Source organism: Mesorhizobium sp. WSM4837 (assembly GCF_055811435.1).
This window is the reverse complement of record NZ_JBVVQE010000091.1, coordinates 1-23,301: the sequence shown is the minus strand read 5'-3', so window position 1 is coordinate 23,301 and position 23,301 is coordinate 1. Positions and strand designations below refer to the sequence as shown.

The following is a 23,301-nucleotide window of genomic DNA, read 5'->3' as shown; positions in this document are numbered from 1 at the left end:
CCCCCCCCCCCGCCGCGCCCTCTACACCCAACCCCCCCCCCCCACCAACCGCCTGCGGGTGGGCGCCACCCCTTGGGGGGCGGTCTTGCGCGCGGGGGGGGGGGGGCCCCCCCCCCCCGCCCCTCTTGCGGAGAGAACCAGTGACCTCCAGCTCAGAACAGAGACCGTCCCTGTCCGGCATCGCGCGCGTGATGTCGCGCGTCAGCACGGCGGCGCTGTGGATCGCCGGCATCGGGCTGGTGCTGATGACCGCTTTCGTCGCCTGGCAGGTGTTCGGCCGCTATGTTCTGAACCGCTCGCCGAGCTGGACCGAGCAGGGCTCGGTGATGCTGATGAGCTGGTTCATTTTCCTCGGCGCTGCCGTCGGGGTGCGCGAGAACTATCACCTCGGCTTCGACGTCCTGCTCTACGTGCTGCCGAAAGGCGGAAAGCGTTGGCTGAGGATGATCTCGGATCTCGTCGCGCTCGCCTTCGGCATCGGCATGATCTGGTATGGCAGCCAGCTGGTCGCGCTGACCTGGGGCGCCACCTTGCCGTCGCTCGGCATATCGGGGGGCTGGGACTACGTCCCGCTTGTCGCGGGAGGCGTGCTCATCGTGCTGTTCACGCTGGAGCGCATCGTGCTTCGCCTCTCCGGTGCGCCGATCGACGATGCGCTCGACGAATTGCCGCCGGCGGAAGTCGCAGCCGAACTCGACACAGCCAACGTGAAGGTCTGACGCCATGGAACTCTGGATACTTTTTGGCGTCTTCACCGTCCTGATGCTCATCGGCACGCCAATCGCTTTCTGCCTCGGCGTCGCAAGCTTTGCCACCGTTCTCTATATGGGCCTGCCGCCGCTCATCGTGTTCCAGCGCCTGAATTCCGGCATGAGCGTCTTTTCGCTGCTGGCCATTCCGTTTTTCATCTACGCCGGCGACCTGATGGTGCGCGGCGGCATCGCCAGCAAGATCGTTGCCTTCGCCGGCTCGCTGGTCGGCCACATGCGCGGCGGCCTCGGGCAGGTCAACATCGCGACCGCTACACTGTTCGGCGGCATTTCGGGCTCCGCCGTGGCGGAGGCCGCGGCGGTGGGCGGCTTGATGATCCCGCAGATGAAGGCGCGTGGCTATGGAGCGGATTACGCCGTCAACGTCACCTCGATGGCGGCGCTGATCGCGCTGCTGCTGCCGCCGTCGCACAACATGATCATCTACTCGATCTCGGCAGGCGGAAAGATCTCCATCGCCGACCTGTTCACCGCCGGCATCATCCCGGGCCTGCTGTTGGCCCTGGCGCTGATGATCACCGCCTACTTCGTGGCGCGCTCGCGCGGCTATCCGACCGAGCCGTTTCCTGGCTTCGCCGCCGTCGCGCATCTCTTCGCGGTCGCGGTGCCAGGCCTGCTGCTGATAGCGATCATCTTCGGCGGCGTGCGATCGGGCGTTTTCACAGCCACCGAGAGTTCCTGCATCGCCGTCATCTATGCATTGCTCGTGACTGTCCTAGTCTACCGGCAGATGACCTGGGAAGGTTTCGTTCATGCCACCCATGGCGCCGTGCGCACCACGGCCATGGTGCTGCTCATCATTGGCATGGCAGCGGCGTTCTCGTGGTTGATGGCCTTCCTCAAAGTGCCGGCAGCGCTGATAGCCTCGATGAACGCGATCTCGGAAGATCCGCTGGTCGTGCTGCTCCTGCTCAACCTCTTGATGCTGTTCCTCGGCACCTTCATGGACATGGGGCCGACGATCATCATTTGCACGCCGATCTTCCTGCCCGTGGCGCAGGCCTACGGCGTCGATCCGGTGCATTTCGGTGTCATCATGATCCTCAACTTCGGCATCGGGCTGAACACGCCGCCGGTAGGCGCAGTGCAGTTTGTGGCGTGCGCGGTGGGCAAGATATCCGTCTGGGAAGCGATGCGCTCGATCTGGCCGTTCTATGGGGCCGGCATCGTGGTGCTGGGGCTCGTCACTTACATTCCGGCCATCTCGCTATGGTTGCCGAGCGTCTTCAAATAAGGGCTGGCAATGGCATCGGATATGGCAATCAACCTGAAGGTCGAACGCAAGCCCAAGCTGTCGGAGACCGTGGTCGCGGCGATCCGCAAGCAGTTGCAGGCGGGCGAGATCCAGCCAGGCCAAAAGCTGCCGACCGAGGGTCGGCTGACCGAAACCTTCGGGGTCAGCCGCACCGTCATCCGCGAAGCGCTGGCCAAGCTTGCCGCCGACGGTCTGGTCGAGCCGCGCCAAGGCGCCGGGGTCTTCGTCACCGAGCACATCTCGACGATGTTCGGCACGCTGGCTGCGGACATCGGCAGCAAGGATTCGATCGCGCTCAACGTGCTGGAGGTGCGCCTGGCGATCGAAATCGAATCCGCCGGGCTGGCCGCTATCCGTCGCAATGCCGCGCAGGAAGCGGCGATCCAGGAGGCGTTCTTCGAGTTCGAGCGGCTGCTGTTGAACAGCGAGCCGACAGGTCCGGCCGACCTCGCCTTCCACCGGGCAATCGCCAGCGCCACCAACAATCCGTTCTATGTCGAGATGCTCGACGTGCTCGGCCGGCGCGCCATTCCTTGCGACGTGACATCGCCGTGGTCGACAGAACTCGCCCAATCCGACGCCTATCAGCGCGGCCTGCAAGACGAGCATCTGGTGATCCTGAACGCCATTACATCTGGCGATGCCGAGTCCGCGCGCGAAGCGATGCGCGCGCATCTCAGCGCCAGCCAGCAGCGCTATCGCGAGCGCCTGCATGCACGTCAGATTTTTTATGCCGATTCGGTCAAGGCCGCGGCAACCGAATGACCAATGAGGCAGCCCAATGGGACAGCAATGAATCACACTGAAAACCACACCGACTTCACCTCGCGCTTCGCCATCGACCCTGTCACCGCCGCGGCGATGGGGACGGACGAGCTCCGCCACAATTTCCTGATCGAAGGCCTGTTCCAGCTCGGCCGCATCGGCCTGACCTACACGCATTACGACCGCATGATCGTCGGCGGCGCCATGCCAGCCGGGACACCGCTTCCGCTGCAAGCGATCAAGCCGACCGGAACAAAGAACTTTCTCGATCGCCGCGAAATGATCGCCGTCAACATTGGCGGCGCCGGCATCGTCAAAGCCGGCGGCCAGTCCTACGAGCTGCAACCCCGCGACATGCTGTATCTCGGCATGGGCGCCAATGAGGTGTCATTCGCCTCAGTCAATCCAGCCGAGCCGGCCAAGTTCTATCTGCTCAGCGCGCCGGCACATCAGAGCCATCCCAGCCAGCTGATCCGCATCGGCGATGCCAAGCGCCTCGATCTCGGCAGTCAGGCGACCTGCAACGAGCGCTCGATCTTCCAGTTCATCCATGCCGAGGGCGTCAAAACCTGCCAACTCGTCGTCGGCATGACCCAGCTCGCCCCAGGCTCGGTCTGGAACACCATGCCGTGCCATGTGCATGACCGCCGCATGGAGGCTTATCTCTATTTCGACCTGCCGGAGACGGCGCGGGTGTTCCATTTCATGGGCGAGCCGGACGAGACGCGCCATCTCGTCATGCGCAACGAGGAAGCGGTGCTGTCGCCGGGTTGGTCGATCCATTCGGGCGCCGGCACCTCCAACTACGCCTTCATCTGGGCGATGGCCGGCGACAATGTCGACTATACGGATGTCGATCCGGTAGCGATGGAAGAGCTGCGATGAGCGACCTCTCGGCTTTCAGCCTGGCCGGCAAGCGCATTCTCGTCACCGGCGCCAACACCGGCATTGGCCAAGGCATCGCCCTGTCGATCGCGCGCGCCGGTGGTGCGGTGGTCGGCGTCGGCCGCTCTGCAATGGATGAGACCGCGGAAAAGATCGGCGCGTCGGGCGGCCGCTTCGAGGCGGTGCGCTGCGATCTTGCCGACCACGCCGCCGCCCAGGCGATGCTCGATCGCGTCTGGGACGAAACCGGGCCGCTCGACGGGCTGGTCAACAATGCCGGCATCATCCGGCGCGCCGACGCCGTCGATTTGGGGCAAGCCGATTGGGACGATGTCATGGACGTCAACCTGAAGACGGTGTTTTTTCTCAGCCAGAGCTTTGCCCGGCGCGTGCTTGCCGATCCCGAACGGCGCGGCAAGATCGTCAACATCGCCTCGGTGCTGAGCTTCCAGGGCGGCATCCGCGTCGCCTCCTACACCGCCTCGAAACACGGCGTGGTCGGCATTACCCGGTTGCTCGCCTGCGAATGGGCGTCGAAAGGCATCAACGTCAACAGTATTGCGCCCGGCTACATCGAAACCAACAACACCGAGGCGCTGCGTGCCGACCCGGACCGCAGCACCGCCATTCTGGCGCGCATTCCGGCCGGGCGCTGGGGCGGGCCGGAAGACATCGGCGACGCGGCCGTCTTCCTGCTGGCGCCGGCGTCAAACTACATGCATGGCGCGGTGGTGCCGGTGGACGGCGGCTGGCTGGCGCGATGAGGCCATGCCCATGACGAGGATGTGGCGATGACCGGAACGAAGATCTTTACGCATGCCGGCGAGGGCGCGTGGACGCCGACCCCGGATGGCAATCGCAGGCGTGTGCTGCTGCACACCGACGAATTGATGATGGTCGAATTCGGGTTCGACAAGGGCGGTGTCGGCGCGCTGCATTCGCACCCGCATGTCCAGGCGAGCTATGTCGCCGAAGGCCGCTTCGAGGTCACCATCGACGGCACGACCGAGATCATGGAAACGGGAAGCAGCTTCATTGTCCCTGCCAATTTGGTCCACGGCGTCAAGGCGCTCGAGGCCGGCCGCCTGGTCGACAGTTTTACACCGCACCGCGCCGATTTCCTCGTCTGACGAGAACCCCCGCAGGTCACTACGCAGCGGCAGCCTGTCTCGGAAGCAAAAAGCCCGCGCCTCCGGAGAGACGCGGGCGTGTTGCCTGGGCGCTTGTGGCGCCGCGGTACTCAAAACATCACCGCAGGACCTGAACCTGCCGAATCATGGTGAAGATAGGATTAATCGGCCCGAGCCGTTGCGCGATATTCACAGCCAAAGCGAATAGAGGCTGGAATCACGCTCGCATATCCGCCAATGAGGAGGATAACTTTCAGACGGAGCCGACGGAGACAGGACTTGAGGAGCGTTCGAATGTCCGAATCGGCTGTCCAAGCGGTCACCCGACGATTCGCCAGGGAGCTTTGGCAGGTCACGTCGCCGCTGACTCGGGCCGTTCCCCCAATGCCTTTTCGGGCAGCGCCGATCATAGAAATTCCCTGATGCAGGCAGCGGCGGCGAGCGTCCCGGCGGAGGATCCCAAGCGGCGCGTCCTGAAGGACGTGTTCGGCTTCGACGATTTTCGTCCCGGCCAGGACGCCGTGACGGAGGCGCTGCTGGCCGGGCGTCATGTGCTGGCCGTCATGCCGACCGGCGCCGGCAAATCACTCTGCTACCAGGTCCCGGCGCTGGTCCTGGGCGGTCTCACCATTGTCGTTTCGCCGCTGGTGGCGCTGATGCAGGACCAGGTCGCCGCATTGCGTCTTGCCGGCGTGGCCGCCGATACGATCAATTCCTCGCTCGACCGCGATGCCAATGTCGCCGCATGGCGCCGCGTCGCGGCGGGCCAGACGCGCCTGCTCTATCTTGCACCGGAGCGGCTGATGACCGCGCGGATGATCGAGGCGCTAGCCAGGCTCGACATCCGGCTGATCGCTGTCGACGAGGCGCATTGCATCTCCCAATGGGGGCCGTCTTTCCGGCGCGAATATGAAGAGTTGTCGCGGCTGCGCGACATTTTCCCTGATGTGCCGATCATTGCGCTGACGGCGACAGCGGACGAGGCGACGCGCACCGACATCGCCGGACAATTGTTCGCCGGGCGTGTCGAAACCCTGGTGCTGGGCTTCGACCGGCCGAACATCAAGCTTGGCGTCGAGGCCAAGCAGGACAGCAAGCGCCAATTGCTGGGCTTCGTGCAGCGTCATGCCGGCCGCAGCGGGATCGTCTATTGCCTGTCGCGCAAGAAGACGGAAGAGATGGCGGCGTTCCTCGAGAAGAACGGCGTGCGCGCCCTGGCCTATCATGCCGGCATGAGCAAGGAGGCGCGTGAAGCAAATCAAAACAATTTCATGACCCTGTCGGGCGTGGTGATGGTGGCGACCATCGCCTTCGGCATGGGGATCGACAAGCCTGACGTCGCCTATGTCTTCCACACCGACCTGCCGGGCAGCCTCGAAGCCTATTATCAGGAAATCGGCCGCGCCGGCCGCGACGGGCGGGCTGCCGAGGCACATATGCTCTTCGGTCTCGGCGACATTCGCATGCGGCGGCTTTTCATCGACGACGAGGACGCGCCGGCGGAGCATAAAAGGCGCGCGCATGGCCGGCTCGATACGCTGATCGGCTATTGCGAAACGGCCCAGTGCCGTCGCCAGATCCTGCTTGGCTATTTCGGCGAACCAGCAATGCCTTGCGGCAATTGCGACAACTGCCTCGACCAGACGCCGCATTCGGATGGCGAGGCGGAGGCACGGATCGTCTTCGCGGCCGTCGCGCAGACCGGCGAGCGTTTTGGCGCCGCCCATATCGTCGATGTTCTGCTCGGCCATGAAACCGAGAAGGTCCTGGCCAGGAACCACCAAAGGCTTGCCAGCTTCGGGACCGGTGTGGCGCGCAAGAAGGATGTCTGGCAGTCGCTCATCCGCCAGCTCGTCGCGGGAGGGTTTGTGACTTTTGACTCAGGCGGCCATGGCGGCCTTGCCATCGCCGAAAAGGGCCGTGAGCTGGCCCGTGGCGAGGTCCCGTTCCGGTATCGCGTAGAGGTGCGGAACCGCGCGGCACGAGACAAGACTCGTCCCACCCCGAATGCTGCCGCGGGCACGGAAGGCCTGGATACCGCGCTCTTGGCCACGCTCAAGGCGGTTCGACTGCGTCTCGCCCGGGAGTGCCAGGTGCCGGCCTTCGTCATCTTCTCCGATCGCACGCTGATCGACATGGCCGAACGCTGCCCGCGCGACCTCGACGCCTTCGCCGCAGTCAATGGCGTCGGCGCCGCAAAACTCAGGGAATTCGGCGAGATCTTCCTCGGCGCAATCGCTGCGCACCAATCCCGTGGATCGGCCTGAGACAGCCAAGGATCAAGTCCGCGGTGCTGCATCAGGTCAATTTGCGAGACAGCATTTCTTCGCTTTCTTGCCGCTGCCACAGGGACATGGGTCATTTCGTCCGACATGGCGCAAAGGATTTGTGACCAGCGCTGTCAGGCTCGGCAACTCGTCGAGCCAGGTCTTTTCAGGCAAGGGCGATTGCCGATCTTCCTCGTCAGGAAACCCTGCATGGCGGCTCCATTCCAACGCTTCAAGCACATCGTCGATATAGTCGAGACCGGCACGCCTGAATCGGTCCTCGATATCGTTCGGGCTTTGCTCGGCTGCCAGGAGATCGTCTTCGAAATCACTGAGTTCAAGCATGCCCAATGGGACGCGGCCGTCGTCCGACGAGACGGACGCGCCATTGTTCCGTCTGTCCGTCGAACCGAACGAGCGCAACGGGCTGCTCACCGTCTGCCGACTGATGGTGGACAAGATCACCACGGTCCCAAAGTCCAAGATCGGCGCAAATATCGGGCGGTTAGACGACGCGGACATCCTGCGCCTCAATCAGGCCGTTATCGTTTTCCTCGGCTTGGCCGTGTCGCCGAGACTGAAGCCGTGACGGTAAGGATGACAGAATCCACGGAGCCGTCGAGCCTCGGCTGTAATACTGCGAAATCGATCATTTTCAGCCTTCGGCAGCAGGCTCTCACACCGACGCCGCAATCAGCACCTGCTTCGTCTCACAGCTGCGATCGCAGCCTCCTGCTGCTGCAATTGCTCGATTTTCGCGTTCTGGCGGACTGTGACGGTAGTGGCGACACGCCGGGCTCCCCATAGCCAGTTCGGAATGTTGGTTTTCGCGATTTTGCCCCGGGTGATCGCTGTCGCCGACAGCTCCTTGGCGACTTCGCCCATGGCCACGTTGAGTTCGACGCAACTCATCCTGTCGTATTTCGCGGCATCAAAGGATGCATGGAAGGGCGATGCGCAACCTCCGACAAACACGATGCTGCATATCAGGGATATGGCTGGCGAGATGGCTTTCATTTTATCAAGCAGATTTGACGCCGGAGGGGCGAATGAGGCATGTGAAGCTCTACAACACTCTGCCCTGGGCGTCATTCCCTATTCAACCTCGAAGAATTTCGAGAGAGCCGCTGCGGTCTGGTGAGGGCGCTCTTCTGGAAAGAAGTGCCCGCCCGGAACGGGACCTCCTTCAACTCTGTCGGCCCATTTCCTCCAGATAGCCAGCGGTCCGCCTTCCTCCGCATACCAGGTCTCGAGGCCGCCCTGGCTACTCCACAGTGCCAGGAGCGGACACTTGATGCGACGACCGTTTATCTGGTCCAGCGCGTCATGTTCACGATCGATCGTGGCAGCGGCCCGATACTCTTCGCAAATCGCATGAATATGAACGGGATCCCGAAGCGCCTTGACATAGGCCTCCCTGATCGTTGCAGAGAACATTTCTGCCGGCGATCCCCACTGCACAATCGCATTGTCGACGATGGCATCGGGCGCCGCGCCGATCAGTCGCTCCGGCAGCGGTTCCGGTTGCGCAAGCAGGCTCCAGGGCCAGAATCGGAGAGCCAGTCTGGCATCCGCCCTGTCCCACGCGGCGGCGGTCGGGATGACGTCGAGGACCGCGACCCTGGATATCTCATCGGGGTGATCGAGTGCCAGGCGATAGGCGACCCGCCCGCCGCGGTCATGTCCGGCAACCATGAACCGCTCAAACCCCAACTGCTGCATGACTTGAACCATGTCTGCGGCCATGGCGCGTTTGGCGTATGGGCTATGCTCGGCCGAGGAGACCGGGCAGCCGCTTTGCCCATAGCCGCGAAGATCGGCGGCGACGACTGTGAAGCGGGGCGCCAGGGCCGCGGCAATATCCCTCCACATCAGATGCGTTTCTGGAAAACCATGAAGCAGCAGCAGCGGCGGACCGGTTCCGCCGACCCTTGCGAAAATGGTCGTGTCGTCCAGTTGCAAGCTGGTGGCCCTGAAACCTGCAAACACCGTTTTTCTCCTCGGTGTGCCTCAGGCGACAACGCACAAGGTGGCAGAAGGATCACGGTCAGCTGCTTTGCTGAATTTGTGGCGGTCCTGGAATTCTCCTCAATTGCCAGGTACGGAAGCTGCGGCCACTGATATTTCGATCGGCGCACCCCATATAGCGCCAAAGTGTCGCTTGAGGATTTGCCATGATGATTTCGCGTTCGAGCCGGTTTGCCGTTTTGTTAGCAGGACTGTTCCTGGCTTTTTCCATGGTCACGGCCGATTACGCGGAGGCGCGGCGTGGCGGCAGCTTCGGCAGCCGCGGCACGCGCACGTTCCAGTCGGTCCCGCCGACCAGGACGGCGCCACAGCCGGCCGCGCCGGTCGAGCGCTCGATGACGCCCAACACCGCAACGAACAATGCGGCGCGCCAGACACCGGCAGCCCAACGACCAGGGATCTTCAGCGGCCTCGGCGGTTCGATGATGCGCGGCCTGCTGCTCGGCGGTCTGATCGGACTTCTTTTGGGCCAGGGGTTCGGCGGCTTGGCTGGCATGTTGGGCCTGCTGCTGCAAGGACTGCTGATCGGCGGCGCGATCATGCTGATCATCCGCTTTTTCCGGTCGCAATCGACACGCAACCAAGCGCCTGCCATGGCCGGTGTTCCGCGGAGCATGGGCAATTTTGGGCGAAACGCGGCAGCCCAGCGCGAGGCGGACAACGTCACATCTTTCCCCATTCCAGGCATCGGGTCTGGCTTTGGCCGGACGGCTCCAGCCAACGATCAAATTACGATGACGCCGGCCGATCTCGATACATTCCAGCAGCGGTTGACCGAAGTTCAGGAAGCGTTCGGGCGTGAAGACCATGCTGGCTTGCGCCGGCTGGCGACCCCCGAGATGGTGTCGTACCTGTCCGAAGAACTTGCCGACAATGCCAAGAACGGCATCAGGAACGAGGTGTCGAACGTCAGCCTGCTGGAGGCCGATATTGCGGAGAGCTGGCGGGAAGATGATCGTGACTACGCGACGGCTGCCCTGCGCTACGAGTCTCTTGACGTGATGCGCGATCGCGCCAGCGGCAAGATCGTCGCCGGCGAAGCCGATCGGCCGACGGAAACAACCGAACTGTGGACCTTCACGCGCCAGAACGGCGGCGACTGGAAGCTGGCGGCAATACAGCAGCCCTGACCGTTATGCTGCAGCCTCGGCGGTTCACGTCATCTGGCGAGCCATGATGTATGGACGGTTGTCGTCGCCCTCTTTGCGGGGCTTTCAGTGGCAAGAACGTCGAAGCCCGCGGCATCGATAGTCAGTCGCGATGGCGCAGCGCATCGACCAGGGCAACGAAAGCAGGCGAGGATTGCCGGCGGCTCGGATAATAGAGATGGTAGCCATCCCAATAGGGCGACCATCCTTCCAGGACCTGCGCCAGCCGCCCTTTGGCGATGTGGGGAAGGGCCATTTCTTCCGGAACATAGCCGAGGCCGCGGCCGGCCAGCGCGGCGTCCAGGACATGAAAGATGTTGTTGAAGACGAGCTGCCCATCGACGCGAATTTTGATCTCGCGGCCGTTCTCCTCGAACTCCCACACATAAAGGGCCCCGGACGTTGGAAAACGGTAGTTGATGCAATTGTGCTGCACGAGATCCTGCGGCTTCTCCGGCGCGGGATGCTCGGCAAAGTAGGATTCTTCGCCGACGACCGCGAAGCGGAAATCCGGTCCGATGCGAGCCGAGATCATGTCTTTCGCAAGCTGTTCGCCCATGCGGATCCCGGCGTCAAAGCGCTCCGTCACGATGTCGGTGAGGCCGTTGTCGAGCAGGAGTTCGACCTTGATGTCGGGATATTTCGGGAGAAAGCGTTTCAGCTTGGGCCAAAGGATGCTGCTGATTGCATAGTCGGGCGCTGACAGCCGGATGGTTCCAGCGGGCTTTTCCCTCAGTTCGTTCAGGGCATCGACCTCGATTTCGATCTGGTCAAAGTGCGGCCCAATCCGCTGCAAAAGCCTCTCTCCCGCCTCGGTGGGAGCCACCGCGCGGGTCGTGCGGGTGAGCAGGCGAACGCCAAGGCGCGCTTCGAGTTGACGGATGGTGTGGCTTAGCGCCGATTGCGATATGCCGAACCGGGCTGCGGCGCGCGTAAAGCTACGCTCCCGAGCAACAGCCAGGAACGCGAGCAGATCATTGACATTCTGCCGCGACACTCATGAATCCTTGTGATAGCCAGAACTCGATTATACCGGATAAATCGAAGGCGAACACAGAGACTTCATTGAGCGGCAGCTATTCAATCCGCCGCTCGCCCCCGGCGACGAACTACGAGCGGATTGCGCAGGTTTCAGTCGGCGCGTTCAACGCGGATGGTGACCGGACCGGGACGGTCAAAGATCGAGACATCGCCAGTGACCTGCCCGAGCCTGATGATGCCAGGCGCCGGGAGGCGACCGCTCCGATAGTAGATCACGAAATGATCGGAACTCCACAACCCAAGCGTGCCGGCAGAGAAGTCGCGCTGCCGCGCCAGCTCGGGCAAGGCGGAAGGCAGATTGCCGGTCTTTTCCTGGCGCAGATGATCGGACATCTCGATCGTAAGCGGCAGCATCTGCGCCAGAGATCTTGCGGCCTCGTTATCGGCGAGATCGGCTGTGACCTCGCCCCAATCCGAAGAAATGCGAATGCGTTCTTGAGCCATGGCAGATCCAGCCGCTGCGAGTGCGATAACAGCCGAACTCAGCATTAGTTTCAGCATTCCGTGGTTACCTCCCGATCCATGCTGATGGAGCCTGTTCCGTCCGGTACAGGCTCCATCGCGCCGCTCACGCGGAGAGGTGCTGATTGAAGAAGCTGGTCAGCTTGTCGAACGGGATCAGGTCGACGCGATCGTAGAGGTCGACGTGCCCGGCGCCGGAAACCCAAACAAGCTCCTTCGGCTCGGCCGCTCGCTGGTAGGCATCCTCGCTGAACTCGCGGGAGTGAGCCTGATCGCCGGCGATGAACAGCATCGGGCGCGGCGAGATCGTCTCGATGTCGTTGAACGGGTAGAAATTCATGAACTTGACATTGCTGGTCAGCGTCGGATGCGTGGTGATCTGCGGGTTTGCGCTTGCGGGCGTGAATTCACCCCGCGGCGTGCGGTAGAAGTCATAGAATTCTCGCTGGATCGGATGGGTGTCGGCGGTCAGCTCATGCACCGTGCCACCGGTATATTCGACCTCGCCGCCTTCAAACTCTGCCCAGCGCCGCTCGGCAGCTGCAGCAATGGCCTGCTTGCGCTGCTCGACGCTCAGTGAATGGTTAAGCGCGTTGCGGTTGGCGGCCCCCATGTCGTACATGCTGACGGTCGCGACGGCGCGCATCCGCGGGTCGATCTTGGCCGCGCTGATGACGAAGCTGCCGCTGCCGCAGACGCCGATCGCACCGATGCGGTTTCTGTCGACGAATGGCCGTGTGCCCAGGAAATCGACCGCGGCGCTAAACGCTTCGGCGTAGACATCCGGCGAAACGATCTGGCGGGCCTCGCCCTCGCTCTCGCCCCAGAACGGCAGGTCGATGGACATGGCGACGAAGCCCTGTTCGGCCATCTTGGTGGCATAAAGATTTGCGCTCTGTTCCTTCACCGCACCCATCGGATGCCCGACGACGAGCGCCGGATGGCGCGCATTGCGGTCGAGCTTGTTGGGAATGAACAGATTGCCCGCAACGTTCATCTCGTATTGGCTCTTGAAGGCGATCTTTTCCAGCGTCACCCGATCGCTGGTGTAGAAGTTGTTGGCGCCGTTTGACATGTCTTGAGCCTTTGCGAAGGGGATGTTGAACAGGGACGCCGCACCGAGCGCGGCAACGCCGGCGCCGGTCAGCTTCAGGAGATCACGCCGGCCAAAGTCGACACTGGACGGCGGTTCCGCCGTGTTCTCGATTCCGATCTGCTTGGTCATGCCTGTCTCCTTTGATCGTCCTGAACTGTCGCAGGCCTGCCGGGCCATGCTCATTTCCTCGGCATGTGCGGCAGTGTTGCGAATGTCCAAATAGAATAGCGACGACGCCGGCGATCGATTAGACGGCAAAATCCGCATGTCGTTATGAGGTTGATTCATCAATCGAATAGCGCAGGCTTCGTCCCGAAGGTGAACAGATTCGTCTGCCTCCGGCCGCATCTGCATGCACAGGAAGAAGATCGTAACCGTGCCCGCCGATCAAAGGTTCGGCGTCAACGAGTTCGACGATGGCATTTGGCCCTTGAGCCTCATGCCCTATGATCTTGGATACTTCGACCTGGAACAGAGGACATTGGCAAAGCCCCATCCCGCATTCTTGGCGCAGCCGGGATGCTCGCACCTATGGTGTATAATGCCGGGGCGCGTGACGGGCTCCATTGCATACGGAAGGCGGATCAGTTCGTCACTCATGCTATGATCCTTCCTTCTGAGCAGGAGGTGGACTAGCCACCTCTGCGAACGGTGCGGAAAGCACGAGTTCATGCATGTCGAGACGCTTATCCCAACCGCTCGGGAACGGCAGGGCATTCGGGTTAGGCGGCTTGCCGAAAGGTTCGAATCCTGTCGGGTGCAGCATTGCCGCAGTTCGCTTGCCGACAACTATTCCTGCTGGAATTGACAGGGCCAATCTTCAGGCCTCGTCAAGCCAGAAGGCAACTCGGTCCGGGCGTCTCCGCAAGCCATGTTGAGCTGCCACTGGGACAGACCCGCCGAATTGGAAAGGTCGACGCCCTCGATACGGGTCAGAAAGAAAAAGGCGCGGTCAAAGTCTATCGACGCGGTGAACGTCGCTCCTCGGAAGTCCGCCCGTGCGAGATTGGCAAACGAGAAGCGGCTGCCGCTGATATCGGCGTCATGGAACCGCGCACGCCCCAATTCTGCCTTTGTGAAATCAACGTTGGTCAGATTGGCGTCCTGGAAATTCGAGCGCTGCAATTCCGCGCTCGCGAACACAGCGCCCTGCGCGTCCATACGGCTGAAGTCGGTCCTGTAGGCCTCGATTCTGTCGAACCGGGCGCCTTTGGCGGTCGAGTCGGCCAGGGAAGCACGCACAAGCGTTGCCTTCTCAAGATTTGCCGCAAGGAGATTGCTGTTCCTGAGGTCGGTCGAAGTGAAATCAACACCGAACAGGTTCGCCCCGCTCAGGTCCTGTCCTTCTAGGATGAGAAGCTTCTTGTCACACTCGTGCCAATTGACGCCAGGCGTCGCGGCTGCGTGGCAATTGTGAGCAGCAGTGGCATTCTGCCAAGCAAACACAGTGCAAATCGCTAGAACCAAGCCGGATGCGGCGTAAGCTCTGGTTCGCCTCAAAGTCATGGTTGCTGGACCTCTGCTACTCGCCGACACTCAACCTGACCACATCTGCTGACACTCGAGAGTGCTCCTCGTCTACACCACCGTCAACCCGGGAGCAGAGGACATGGCGACGGTCGCCGCAGATGCGCAGCGGACGTCGTCAACAATGGGAAGCCTGCTCGGGTGCTGACCGCCACCGCCGGCGTCCGCCGCCGACAAAGGGTGAATCCGCTTGGGTCCGCACCGATCGGTACTTCCCGACGGCGAGGTTGACCCGGCACGGGGTGCTAGTCGCGTATCCTGATTCCGCTGTCGCTACCCCACGACTTCGCTTAGCGAGGCCGAAGTTGATCTCTGCCATCTACCAGGTCGAAGCATGAACCCCGCATATTTGTGTCGTAAGCTGACGTGCCGCGAATACGGCGTTTTCGGCAGGCGGGCTTTATGGCGGGCGCGCAACCTATTCTTTGATTTTTATCAATGTAAACAATGTCGTATGGCGGAGAGGGAGGGATTCGAACCCCCGATGGGCTTGCACCCATGCCGCATTTCGAGTGCGGTGCATTCGACCACTCTGCCACCTCTCCGGGGTCATGGTCCGCCGTTGCCGGCGCGGCGCACTAGATAACGGCTGGACGGACAGGTTACAAGGGCCAATCTGCCTGATATCAGGCTTCTCTCCGGGCCGTATGGCTCGTCCCTCGATACCTCTGCCGCTTGTGCCAACGGCACCGGCTTGCTTTCGGCCGTTTGCCTTGACTCGCGCCGCACCTTCGGCTAGGGACAGCGCGCAATCGGCGTGGAGGGCTCTTCAGCGCCGCTTGCTTTTTGAACCCGCAGACTGACAAAAAGACGGCCGAACCGCTGAAGCGGTTCGTCAAGGCCGACCGAACAGCGAAAGGCAAAAAATGTTCGCAGTCATCAAAACGGGCGGCAAGCAGTATCGCGTCGCCGCCAACGATCTCCTGAAGATCGAAAAAGTCGAAGGCCAGGTCGGTGACATCGTCGAGATCGGCCACGTGCTCGCGCATGGCGAGGGCGAGAATGTCACGTTCGGCGCGCCGTTCGTCGACGGCGCTTTGGTCACCGCCGAAGTCGTCGAGCAGGGCAAGAACCGCACCGTCATCGCTTTCAAGAAGCGCCGCCGGCAGAATTCGCGCCGCAAGATCGGCCATCGCCAGCTGTTGACAACCGTGCGGATCGCCGAGATCCTGCTGGGCGGCGCCAAGCCGACGAAGAAGGCCGCGGCCAAGGCCGAGGCGAAGACCGAGGCGAAGGCCGAGATTGCCGCAAAGGCCGAGGCGAAGGCTGAAGCCGCCCCGAAGACCGAAGCGAAGACCGAGGCAGAGGCTGCGCCGAAGAAGGAAGCCAAGGCAACTGAAACCGCCGCCGCGCCGCTGTTCAAAGCGCCGAAGGGCGAGCCGGACGATCTGACCGTGATCAAGGGCATCGGCCCGGTTGCGGCCGGCCAGTTGAACGAGCAGGGCATCACGACCTTCGCCCAGATCGCCAAGCTGTCGGACAAGGATATCGCCAAGATCGACGAGCATATGCCGTTCAGCGCCGACCAGATCACGGACTGGCGCGAGCAGGCCAAAGATTTGGCGAAGAAGTAAAGCGGGCCGGCGCGATCGTCGCCGGTTCGGACTTGAAACGGAACGCGAACGCGTTCATAAGACCCTTTAAGCGCCCAGCGGCGCATCGGAGTTAGTTAGATGGCACACAAGAAAGCTGGCGGTTCGTCGCGCAATGGTCGCGACTCCCATTCCAAGCGGCTCGGCGTGAAAAAATTCGGCGGCGAAGCCGTGATTCCGGGCAACATCATTATTCGTCAGCGCGGCACGACGTGGCATCCCGGCACCAATGTCGGCATTGGCACGGATCACACGCTGTTTGCGCTCGAAGCTGGCGCAGTCACCTTCAATAAAAAAGCCAATGGCCGAACCTACGTATCGGTGAACCCGATGACCAAGGCCGCGGAGTAGCCGGTTCCGCACGAGAACACCGGCACCCATCTCGGGAACCGGTGTCTGGCCAAGCCAGGAAATGGATCAGGGGAGATGGGTTTCCATCTCCCCTTTTTCTTGCCTGGAGGACTGACATGGTTGCCGAAGCGGATGACACAGACGGTGAAAGTTACGCGATAGATTGTCCGGTCCTGGTGACCGAGCGGCTGGTCCTGCGGGCGCCGCGCGAAAGTGACATCGAGCAACTGGTGGCGCTCGCCGACAATCGCCATGTCGCCGAAATGCTGGCCCGCATGCCGCACCCCTATGGCGAGGCCGAGGCACGCGCCTTCCTCGCGATGACGGCATCGCGCCGGGCCGGCATTGCCTATGCCTTGACCCTGGCCGGCACCGAAACCTTCGTCGGATGCGCCGGCCTCAACACCACCGAACGCGGGCTGGAGCTCGGCTACTGGATCGGCGAGCCATACTGGAAGCGCGGCTATGCGACGGAGGCCGCGCATGCGCTGGTCGACCTCGCCTTCCAGAGGACGTCGATCCAGGTGCTGCATGCCTCGACGCGGGTGATCAATCCGGCCTCGCGCCGGGTCATCCACAAATGCGGCTTCCAATATGCCGGCCAGGGCATGCTGAACTCGATCGTCGCCGGCCAGGTGCCGGTCGAGCGCTACCGTCTCGATCGCAAGACCTGGACGAGCCTGCGCAACTGGGTGCATTTCTGACGGACGCTGGTCAAACCATCTCGACCCAGACCGGCAAGTGGTCCGAACCGACTGCTTGCCGGTCGACCCACAGGCGCTTCAGCGATTTGGCCAGCGAGGCGCTGGTGAAGACATAGTCGATGCGCTTGTGGCGGCTGGCGTCGTCAGGCCGCTTGGGGTCGACCCAGGTGGCGAGATCGGCGCCTGCGGCGGCAAGGCGCAGGGCGGCATCGACGGCAAGATCCGCGGTCACCGCCATGCCGAATTCGTGGTCCAGGCGGCCGGCGAATTCGACATATTCCGGCGATCCGGCCAGCATGTTGAAGTCGCCCATGACGACGAAGCCTTCGGGACAAGGCAGGTCGGGCAGGCCGACCTCGGCGACGCCCGACAGCGCGCCGCCCTCGATCGCATAGTTCAACAAGCGCCGGCGCAGAAACCGGATCTGGCTGGCGCGTTCGACCGGGCTGCGATGGTCGAGATGGGTGGAATAGAAGCGGATGAAACCAATCGGCGTCTCGATCAGCGCCTCCAGCGCGCCGCGCTGGAAATTCATCACTTCGAAACTGCGGCTGCGCGGCAAGAGCAGATTGCGCGACAGATGAATTGGGGTTTTCGACAGCACCATGTTGCCGAGCTGGAAGGTGGTGGTGATGGCGCGGCCGTTTTCCAGGCGCGAGCCGACATTGGCCTCGAAATTACTGCCGTAGACGGCGAAATATTCGGGCAGGGCGTCGCCGAGCTCGGCCACCATGTCGCGGCCGCCATTGTTGGGGTTGTTGCGCGAGACCTCCTGCAGCGCGATCACGTCGGCGCCGCGCACGGCATCGGCGATGCGGCCGACATCGTAGCGGCCGTCAAGACCGACGCCGTAGTGGATGTTGTAGGTTACAAGCTTCATTGCGACTCCGGCGATGTTCAGACTCGGACCATGTTCAGACTCGGGCCATGTTGATAAACAGCCTCGCCCTTCGCCCCGCCTTGGTTTAGAGCAGTGCCAAACGTTAGAGCAATGCCGCAAGGCCGTTAGCAGAAACTCAGCAATACGATGAAATTTCTCGATCAAGCCAAGGTCTATGTCCGCTCCGGCGATGGTGGTGCCGGATCGGTGTCGTTCCGGCGCGAAAAGTTCATCGAATTCGGCGGTCCCGACGGCGGCGACGGCGGCCGCGGCGGCGACGTCTGGGTGGAGGCGGTCGATGGGCTGAACACGCTGATCGATTATCGCTACCAGCAGCATTTCAAGGCCAAGACCGGCACGCACGGCATGGGCCGCAACATGACCGGCGCCAAGGGCGCCGACGTGACGCTGAAAGTGCCGGCGGGAACGCAGGTCTTTGCCGAGGACAACGACACGCTGATCTGCGACCTGACCGTCGTCGGCCAGCGTTTCCTGCTGGCCAAGGGCGGCAATGGCGGCTTCGGCAACCAGCATTTCAAGACCTCGACCAACCAGGCGCCGCGCCGCGCCAATCCGGGCCAGCCGGGCGAAGAGCTCAACATCTGGCTCCGGCTCAAGCTGATCGCCGATGCCGGCCTGGTCGGCCTGCCCAATGCCGGCAAGTCGACTTTCCTCGCCGCCGTCACCGCAGCGAAGCCGAAGATCGCCGATTATCCCTTCACGACGCTGCATCCGGGCCTCGGTGTGGCCCGTATCGACGGGCGCGAGTTCGTCATCGCCGACGTTCCCGGCCTGATCGAAGGCGCGCATGAAGGCGTCGGCATCGGCGACCGATTCCTCGGACATGTCGAACGCACGCGGGTCCTCCTGCACCTCGTCTCGGCGCAGGAAGAAAATCCGGGGAAGGCCTACAAGACCGTGCGCGCCGAACTCGACGCCTATGGCCATGGGCTGGTCGAGAAGGTCGAGATCGTCGCACTTTCCCAGGTCGACACGCTCGATGCCGACGCGCGTAAGAAGAAGGTCGCTTCGCTGAAACGCGCCGCCGGCCGCGCGCCGATGCTTTTGTCCGCCGTCACCGGCGAAGGCGTCGAGGCGGTTCTGCGCGCACTGATGACGGTCGTCGCCGAGGCGCGCGAAGCTGTCGCCGCTCCGGTCGAGACGCGCTGGAGATAGCGATGGCCGCGCAGTCGCTGAAAAAATACCGGCGCATCACCGTCAAGATCGGCTCGGCGCTGCTTGTCGACCGCACGGCGGGGCTGAAGCGCGACTGGCTGGCCTCGCTTGCCGACGACATTTCAGTGCTGGCCGAGAATGGCGCCGAGATCCTCGTCGTGTCGTCCGGCGCCATCGCGCTTGGCCGCACCATTTTGGGCCTCGGCAAGCGGGCGCTGAAGCTCGAGGAAAGCCAGGCGGCGGCGGCCGTCGGGCAGATTGCGCTGGCCGGCGCCTGGTCGGATGCGCTCGGCAAGGGCGGCCTGAAATCGGGCCAGATCCTGCTGACGCTCGGCGACACCGAAGAGCGCCGCCGTTATCTCAATGCGCGCGCGACGATCTCGACGCTGCTCAAGATGAAGGCGGTGCCGGTCATCAACGAGAACGATACGGTGGCGACCTCCGAAATCCGCTATGGCGACAATGACCGGCTGGCGGCGCGGGTGGCGACGATGATGGGCGCGGACCTTTTGGTGCTGCTCTCCGACATTGACGGGCTCTACACGGCGCCGCCGGCGCGCGACCAGCATGCCAGGTTCGTCGCTGTCGTCGACCGCATCACGCCTGACATCGAGGCGATGGCGGGTGCGGCCGCTTCGGAGTTTTCACGCGGCGGCATGCGCACCAAGCTCGACGCCGGCAAGATCGCCACCGCCGCCGGCACTGCCATGATCATCACATCAGGCACGCGGCTGTCGCCGCTGCTGGCGATCGAGCGTGGCGAGCGGGCGACGTTCTTCCGGCCGAGCGCCAATCCGGTCAAGGGCTACAAGACATGGATCGCCGGGCAGCTCGAACCGGCAGGCCGGCTGACAGTCGATGCCGGCGCCATCGGCGCGCTGCTGTCGGGCAAGTCGCTGCTGCCGGCCGGCGTCAAGCTGGTCAGCGGCAATTTCTCGCGCGGCGACACGGTGGCGATCCTGTCGCCCGAAGGCCGCGAGATCGCGCGCGGATTGGTTGCCTACGATGCCGCCGATGCCGTAAGGATCGCTGGCTTGAAAACAGCCGAGATCGAAACGGTGCTCGGCTATGAAGCGCGATCGGCGATGATCCACCGCGACGACCTTGTGGTGAGCCATTCTAGTGACCAAGTACAGGCCGGCGACCAAGTGCAGGCCGCTGACCAAGCGGTCGGTGACGAGGTGAATAGCGGAGGATGAGCCATGCTGAAGCTGCATGAAAAATCCCGGGACGATACGGTGGCGCTGATGGCCGATATCGGCCGCCGCGCCCGCGCTGCCGCCCGACCGCTGGCCGTCGCCACAGCCGAGCGCAAGCACGCCGCGTTGATCGGTATGGCGCAGGCGATCCTTCGCCACGAGCAAGATATTCTCGACGCCAACGCCATCGACATCAAAAATGGCGAGCAGTCGGGGCTTTCGGCTTCTTTCATGGACCGGCTGAAGCTTGATCCCGGCCGCATCCGTGCCATGGCCGACGGCATCAGTGAAATCGCCGGGCTGCGCGATCCGGTCGGCGATGTCATTGCCGCATGGGACCGGCCGAACGGCCTGCATATCGAGCGCGTGCGCACGCCGCTCGGCGTTGTCGGCGTCATCTACGAAAGCCGGCCGAACGTGACCGCCGATGCCGGCGCGCTGTGCCTCAAGGCCGGCAATCCGGTGATCCTGCGCGGCGGCTCGGATTCGCTCAACTCCTCGGCGGCGATCCATGCCTGCCTGGTCGAAGGGCTGAAAGCGGCCAAGCTGCCGCAGGATGCCATCCAGTTGGTGCCGACCGCCGACCGCGCCGCCGTCGGCGAGATGCTGAAAGGACTTTCCAGCAATATCGACGTCATCATTCCGCGCGGCGGCAAGAACCTGGTCGAACGCGTCCAGAACGAGGCGCGGGTGCCGGTCTTCGCGCATCTCGAAGGCATCTGCCATCTCTACATCGACCGCTCGGCCGATCTCGACATGGCGGCCAGGATCGCGGTCAACGCCAAGATGCGGCGCACCGGCGTCTGCGGCGCGGCCGAGACGCTGCTGGTCGACCGCGCTGTTGCCGCCACTCATCTGGTGCCGATCCTCGGGGCGTTGCGCGCGGCAGGGTGCGAAATCCACGCCGACGCCGAGGTGCTGAAAGTGTTTGCCGACGCCCAGCCTGCGACCGACGCCGACTGGGTGAGCGAATATCTCGATGCCATCATCGCAGTAAAACTGGTCGATGGCGTTGCCGGTGCGATCGAGCACATCGAGAATTTCTCCTCGCACCACACCGAGGCGATCGTCGCCGAGAATACGAACGCCGTCGAACGGTTCTTCAACGAGATCGATTCGGCGATCCTTCTGCACAATGCCTCGACGCAATTTGCCGATGGCGGCGAATTCGGCATGGGCGCCGAGATCGGCATCGCCACCGGCAAGATGCATGCGCGCGGGCCGGTCGGTGTCGAGCAACTGACCTCGTTCAAGTACCGCGTGCGCGGGACGGGACAGGTGAGGCCTTGAGCTTATTCGCGGTTAGAGCCTGAGAGGCGTGCGCCCAGCCACCCCCCTCTGTCCTGCCGGACATCTCCCCCTCAAGGGGGGAGATTGGCTGTCGCATGGACTTTCGCCAACATCCGGCGTCGCAGTAAGGGCGCCAGGGATGAAGCCGCCAATCTCCCCCCTAGAGGGGGAGATGCCAAGTCTTGGCAAAGAGGGCAGGGCAGAGGGGGGTGCCTGACACATGCTATCCCCGTCCGAACAACCCGTCCCCTCTCGCTACCTTCATATGCCGCATGCCGAAAAGGGCCTGGCCGTCGGACTGTTCGGCGGCTCGTTCAATCCTGCCCATGCCGGCCATGCGCTGGTCGCCGAGATCGCGCTCAGGCGCCTGGCGCTCGATCAGTTGTGGTGGATGGTGACGCCGGGCAATCCGCTCAAGAGCGCGCGGGAACTGGCGCCGCTGGCCGAGCGGCTACGCCTGTCCGAGCAGATTGCCCGGAACCCGAAGGTCAAGGTCACCGCCTTCGAGGCGAGCCATTATGTCCGCTTCACCGCCGACACGCTGGCCCTGGTCAAGGCGCGCAACCCGGGCGTCGACTTCGTCTGGATCATGGGCGCCGATTCGCTGCGCGATTTTCATCGCTGGCAGCGCTGGCGCCAGATCGTGATGACGTTTCCGATCGCGGTGATCGATCGCCCTGGCGCGACGCTGTCGTTCCTGTCGTCGGTTGTCGCCAAGACCTTCGACTACGCGCGTGTCGACGAGGGCGACGCGCCGCGGCTCGCCCGCATGAAGGCGCCGGCCTGGACCTTCATTCACGGCCCGCGCTCGTCGCTGTCGTCGACCGCGATCCGCAAGATGGCGCAGGGATAGGAGTCTCTTTCTCCTTCTCCCCTTGTGGGAGAAGGTGGCCGAGCGAAGCTCGGTCGGATGAGGGGTGCTGGAAGGATCGCTACCTTGAAGACCTAAGCACTTACGGCGATGTCGCATTTGCGGCTGCCTTTCCTCGGTCCGTGAGCGATCCTGCGCGGGCATGGCGATTCTCGAGCGAAACCAGACCAGACGCGACCCGGCACAGGGCAGCCCGCCGGCCCCGGCGATCGCCATCGCCAGCGTCGTCCTGTCGATGGCGCTGGTAGCGGTCGGCAACGGACTGATGTTCGCCTATATCCCGGTCCGGCTCGGCGCCGAAGGCTTCGATCCGACCTGGGCCGGGCTGATCGTCACCGGCCTCTCGGCCGGCGGCCTGGCAGGCTGCATCCTGACCGGTCCGCTGGTACGACGCGTCGGCCATGCGCGCGCATTCATGGTGCTGTCGGCGTTGATCGTGCTGTCGAACGCCGCCGTCGGGGCCGGACCGCACCCGCTGTCGTGGATCGCGGCACGCGCGCTCTACGGCTTTGCCATATGCGGCCTGTTCATCGTTGCGCAAAGCTGGCTGAACGACGTCATCGCCAACGCCATACGCGGCAGGGTCATGGCCTTCTTCTACGTCGCCTATGTCGCCGGGCTCGGTGTCGGCTACTCCACACTGGCGCTGATCGACATACGGGCTGCGGACGCGCCGCTGGTCGGCATCGCCTTCACCGCGCTGTCGATCCTCCCCGTCGGGTTGACGCGGCTTGCCCAGCCGCGGGGGCCGCCCGGGGGGGGGGGGGGGGGGGGGGGGGGGGGGGGGGGGTTGGGCGGGGGGGGGGGGGGGGGCGCGGGGGGGGGGGGGGCGCGGCGCGGGGGGGGGGGGGGCGGCCGGCCGGG

At 63.4% G+C, this 23,301-nt stretch carries 25 protein-coding genes, 1 tRNA gene and 1 pseudogene; 18 read left to right on the top strand and 9 right to left on the bottom strand.

What is annotated here, in order from left to right:
* Positions 1-191 precede the first annotated feature (191 nt).
* The 7 genes from AC0L3D_RS32690 (at position 192) to recQ (ending at position 7,072) form a co-directional block, all read left to right on the top strand.
* On the top strand, positions 192-719 hold the full coding sequence (locus tag AC0L3D_RS32690) for a TRAP transporter small permease (RefSeq protein WP_031255309.1): 528 nt from the start codon (positions 192-194) through the stop codon (positions 717-719).
* 4 nt (positions 720-723) lie between these two features.
* Entirely contained in the window at positions 724-2,004 is a 1,281-nt protein-coding gene (locus AC0L3D_RS32685) for a TRAP transporter large permease (protein ID WP_023800078.1), read from the top strand.
* A 9-nt stretch (positions 2,005-2,013) separates the two neighbouring features.
* Positions 2,014-2,790, top strand: coding sequence for a FadR/GntR family transcriptional regulator (locus tag AC0L3D_RS32680; RefSeq protein WP_023800077.1), 777 nt, complete (start codon positions 2,014-2,016; stop codon positions 2,788-2,790).
* A 27-nt stretch (positions 2,791-2,817) separates the two neighbouring features.
* Positions 2,818-3,675 (top strand): 5-dehydro-4-deoxy-D-glucuronate isomerase, encoded by an 858-nt coding sequence (gene kduI, locus AC0L3D_RS32675; protein ID WP_287224973.1) that lies wholly within the window; start codon positions 2,818-2,820, stop codon positions 3,673-3,675.
* Positions 3,672-4,439, top strand: coding sequence for a 2-dehydro-3-deoxy-D-gluconate 5-dehydrogenase KduD (gene kduD / locus AC0L3D_RS32670; RefSeq protein WP_128173605.1), 768 nt, complete (start codon positions 3,672-3,674; stop codon positions 4,437-4,439). Before kduI ends, kduD begins: the two co-directional genes overlap by 4 nt.
* A 27-nt stretch (positions 4,440-4,466) precedes the next feature.
* A complete protein-coding gene (locus AC0L3D_RS32665) occupies positions 4,467-4,805 on the top strand; it encodes a cupin domain-containing protein (RefSeq protein ID WP_128173604.1) in 339 nt (112 codons plus the stop codon).
* Between the two features lie 422 nt (positions 4,806-5,227).
* Complete coding sequence (recQ, locus tag AC0L3D_RS32660) at positions 5,228-7,072, top strand: DNA helicase RecQ (protein ID WP_473647120.1); 1,845 nt, start codon at positions 5,228-5,230, stop codon at positions 7,070-7,072.
* A 36-nt stretch (positions 7,073-7,108) separates the two neighbouring features.
* Here recQ and AC0L3D_RS32655 read toward each other — a convergent pair whose 3' ends face one another.
* Positions 7,109-7,417 carry a YecA family protein gene (locus AC0L3D_RS32655; RefSeq protein ID WP_023800072.1) on the bottom strand — a complete coding sequence of 103 codons (309 nt, stop codon included), beginning with the start codon at positions 7,415-7,417 and terminating at the stop codon, positions 7,109-7,111.
* On the opposite strand from AC0L3D_RS32655, the gene AC0L3D_RS32650 reads away from it, so the two are divergent.
* On the top strand, positions 7,416-7,661 hold the full coding sequence (locus AC0L3D_RS32650) for a type II toxin-antitoxin system PemK/MazF family toxin (RefSeq protein WP_023800071.1): 246 nt from the start codon (positions 7,416-7,418) through the stop codon (positions 7,659-7,661). The two genes, AC0L3D_RS32655 and AC0L3D_RS32650, sit on opposite strands and share 2 nt — an antisense overlap.
* A gap of 104 nt (positions 7,662-7,765) precedes the next feature.
* Here AC0L3D_RS32650 and AC0L3D_RS32645 read toward each other — a convergent pair whose 3' ends face one another.
* Both AC0L3D_RS32645 and AC0L3D_RS32640 read right to left on the bottom strand, forming a co-directional pair.
* Positions 7,766-8,089 (bottom strand): hypothetical protein, encoded by a 324-nt coding sequence (locus tag AC0L3D_RS32645; protein ID WP_473647118.1) that lies wholly within the window; start codon positions 8,087-8,089, stop codon positions 7,766-7,768.
* Positions 8,090-8,167: 78 nt separating this feature from the next.
* The gene (locus AC0L3D_RS32640; RefSeq protein ID WP_473647117.1) at positions 8,168-9,061 is read right to left on the bottom strand and encodes an alpha/beta fold hydrolase; all 894 of its coding nucleotides are present in this window, start codon (positions 9,059-9,061) and stop codon (positions 8,168-8,170) included.
* A gap of 188 nt (positions 9,062-9,249) precedes the next feature.
* Between AC0L3D_RS32640 and AC0L3D_RS32635 the strand changes: the two genes are divergently transcribed.
* On the top strand, positions 9,250-10,230 hold the full coding sequence (locus AC0L3D_RS32635; protein WP_473647122.1) for a Tim44 domain-containing protein: 981 nt from the start codon (positions 9,250-9,252) through the stop codon (positions 10,228-10,230).
* A gap of 121 nt (positions 10,231-10,351) precedes the next feature.
* On the opposite strand, the gene AC0L3D_RS32630 is transcribed toward AC0L3D_RS32635, so the two are convergent.
* From AC0L3D_RS32630 to AC0L3D_RS32620, 3 genes are all read right to left on the bottom strand, one after another.
* Positions 10,352-11,245: a LysR family transcriptional regulator gene (locus AC0L3D_RS32630; protein ID WP_473647116.1), complete on the bottom strand. Its 894-nt coding sequence runs from the start codon at positions 11,243-11,245 to the stop codon at positions 10,352-10,354.
* A gap of 134 nt (positions 11,246-11,379) precedes the next feature.
* Positions 11,380-11,733, bottom strand: coding sequence for a cyclophilin-like fold protein (locus AC0L3D_RS32625; protein WP_473647114.1), 354 nt, complete (start codon positions 11,731-11,733; stop codon positions 11,380-11,382).
* Between the two features lie 124 nt (positions 11,734-11,857).
* Positions 11,858-12,976 carry an alpha/beta hydrolase gene (locus AC0L3D_RS32620; protein ID WP_473647112.1) on the bottom strand — a complete coding sequence of 373 codons (1,119 nt, stop codon included), beginning with the start codon at positions 12,974-12,976 and terminating at the stop codon, positions 11,858-11,860.
* A gap of 202 nt (positions 12,977-13,178) precedes the next feature.
* Between AC0L3D_RS32620 and AC0L3D_RS32615 the strand changes: the two are divergent.
* Positions 13,179-13,454, top strand: a pseudogene (locus tag AC0L3D_RS32615) (hypothetical protein); the annotation flags it as partial.
* A 182-nt stretch (positions 13,455-13,636) separates the two neighbouring features.
* On the opposite strand, the gene AC0L3D_RS32610 reads toward AC0L3D_RS32615, so the two are convergent.
* Positions 13,637-14,353, bottom strand: a complete 717-nt coding sequence (locus AC0L3D_RS32610; protein WP_473647111.1) for a pentapeptide repeat-containing protein — start codon at positions 14,351-14,353, stop codon at positions 13,637-13,639.
* Between the two features lie 476 nt (positions 14,354-14,829).
* A tRNA-Ser gene (locus AC0L3D_RS32605) sits at positions 14,830-14,919 on the bottom strand.
* Positions 14,920-15,240: 321 nt separating this feature from the next.
* Between AC0L3D_RS32605 and AC0L3D_RS32600 the strand changes: the two genes are divergently transcribed.
* From AC0L3D_RS32600 to AC0L3D_RS32590, 3 genes are all read left to right on the top strand, one after another.
* Entirely contained in the window at positions 15,241-15,948 is a 708-nt protein-coding gene (locus tag AC0L3D_RS32600; protein ID WP_473647109.1) for a 50S ribosomal protein L21, read from the top strand.
* A gap of 99 nt (positions 15,949-16,047) precedes the next feature.
* Entirely contained in the window at positions 16,048-16,317 is a 270-nt protein-coding gene (gene rpmA, locus AC0L3D_RS32595; RefSeq protein ID WP_023678077.1) for a 50S ribosomal protein L27, read from the top strand.
* A 116-nt stretch (positions 16,318-16,433) separates the two neighbouring features.
* Positions 16,434-17,021, top strand: coding sequence for a GNAT family N-acetyltransferase (locus AC0L3D_RS32590; RefSeq protein WP_473533090.1), 588 nt, complete (start codon positions 16,434-16,436; stop codon positions 17,019-17,021).
* A gap of 10 nt (positions 17,022-17,031) precedes the next feature.
* Here the strand turns inward: AC0L3D_RS32590 and AC0L3D_RS32585 are convergent, their stop codons facing one another.
* Positions 17,032-17,901: an endonuclease/exonuclease/phosphatase family protein gene (locus AC0L3D_RS32585; protein ID WP_473647107.1), complete on the bottom strand. Its 870-nt coding sequence runs from the start codon at positions 17,899-17,901 to the stop codon at positions 17,032-17,034.
* Between the two features lie 147 nt (positions 17,902-18,048).
* Here AC0L3D_RS32585 and obgE point away from each other — a divergent pair, with 147 nt between their 5' ends.
* The 5 genes from obgE to AC0L3D_RS32560 form a co-directional block, all read left to right on the top strand.
* Positions 18,049-19,077 (top strand): GTPase ObgE, encoded by a 1,029-nt coding sequence (obgE, locus tag AC0L3D_RS32580; protein WP_128168566.1) that lies wholly within the window; start codon positions 18,049-18,051, stop codon positions 19,075-19,077.
* A gap of 2 nt (positions 19,078-19,079) precedes the next feature.
* Positions 19,080-20,276: a glutamate 5-kinase gene (proB, locus tag AC0L3D_RS32575; protein ID WP_128245913.1), complete on the top strand. Its 1,197-nt coding sequence runs from the start codon at positions 19,080-19,082 to the stop codon at positions 20,274-20,276.
* Between the two features lie 3 nt (positions 20,277-20,279).
* Positions 20,280-21,566: a glutamate-5-semialdehyde dehydrogenase gene (locus AC0L3D_RS32570; RefSeq protein ID WP_473647105.1), complete on the top strand. Its 1,287-nt coding sequence runs from the start codon at positions 20,280-20,282 to the stop codon at positions 21,564-21,566.
* A 265-nt stretch (positions 21,567-21,831) separates the two neighbouring features.
* Entirely contained in the window at positions 21,832-22,419 is a 588-nt protein-coding gene (locus AC0L3D_RS32565; RefSeq protein ID WP_027152843.1) for a nicotinate-nucleotide adenylyltransferase, read from the top strand.
* 160 nt (positions 22,420-22,579) lie between these two features.
* A partial coding sequence (locus tag AC0L3D_RS32560) for an MFS transporter (protein ID WP_473647104.1) occupies positions 22,580-23,301 on the top strand: 722 nt, incomplete at its 3' end.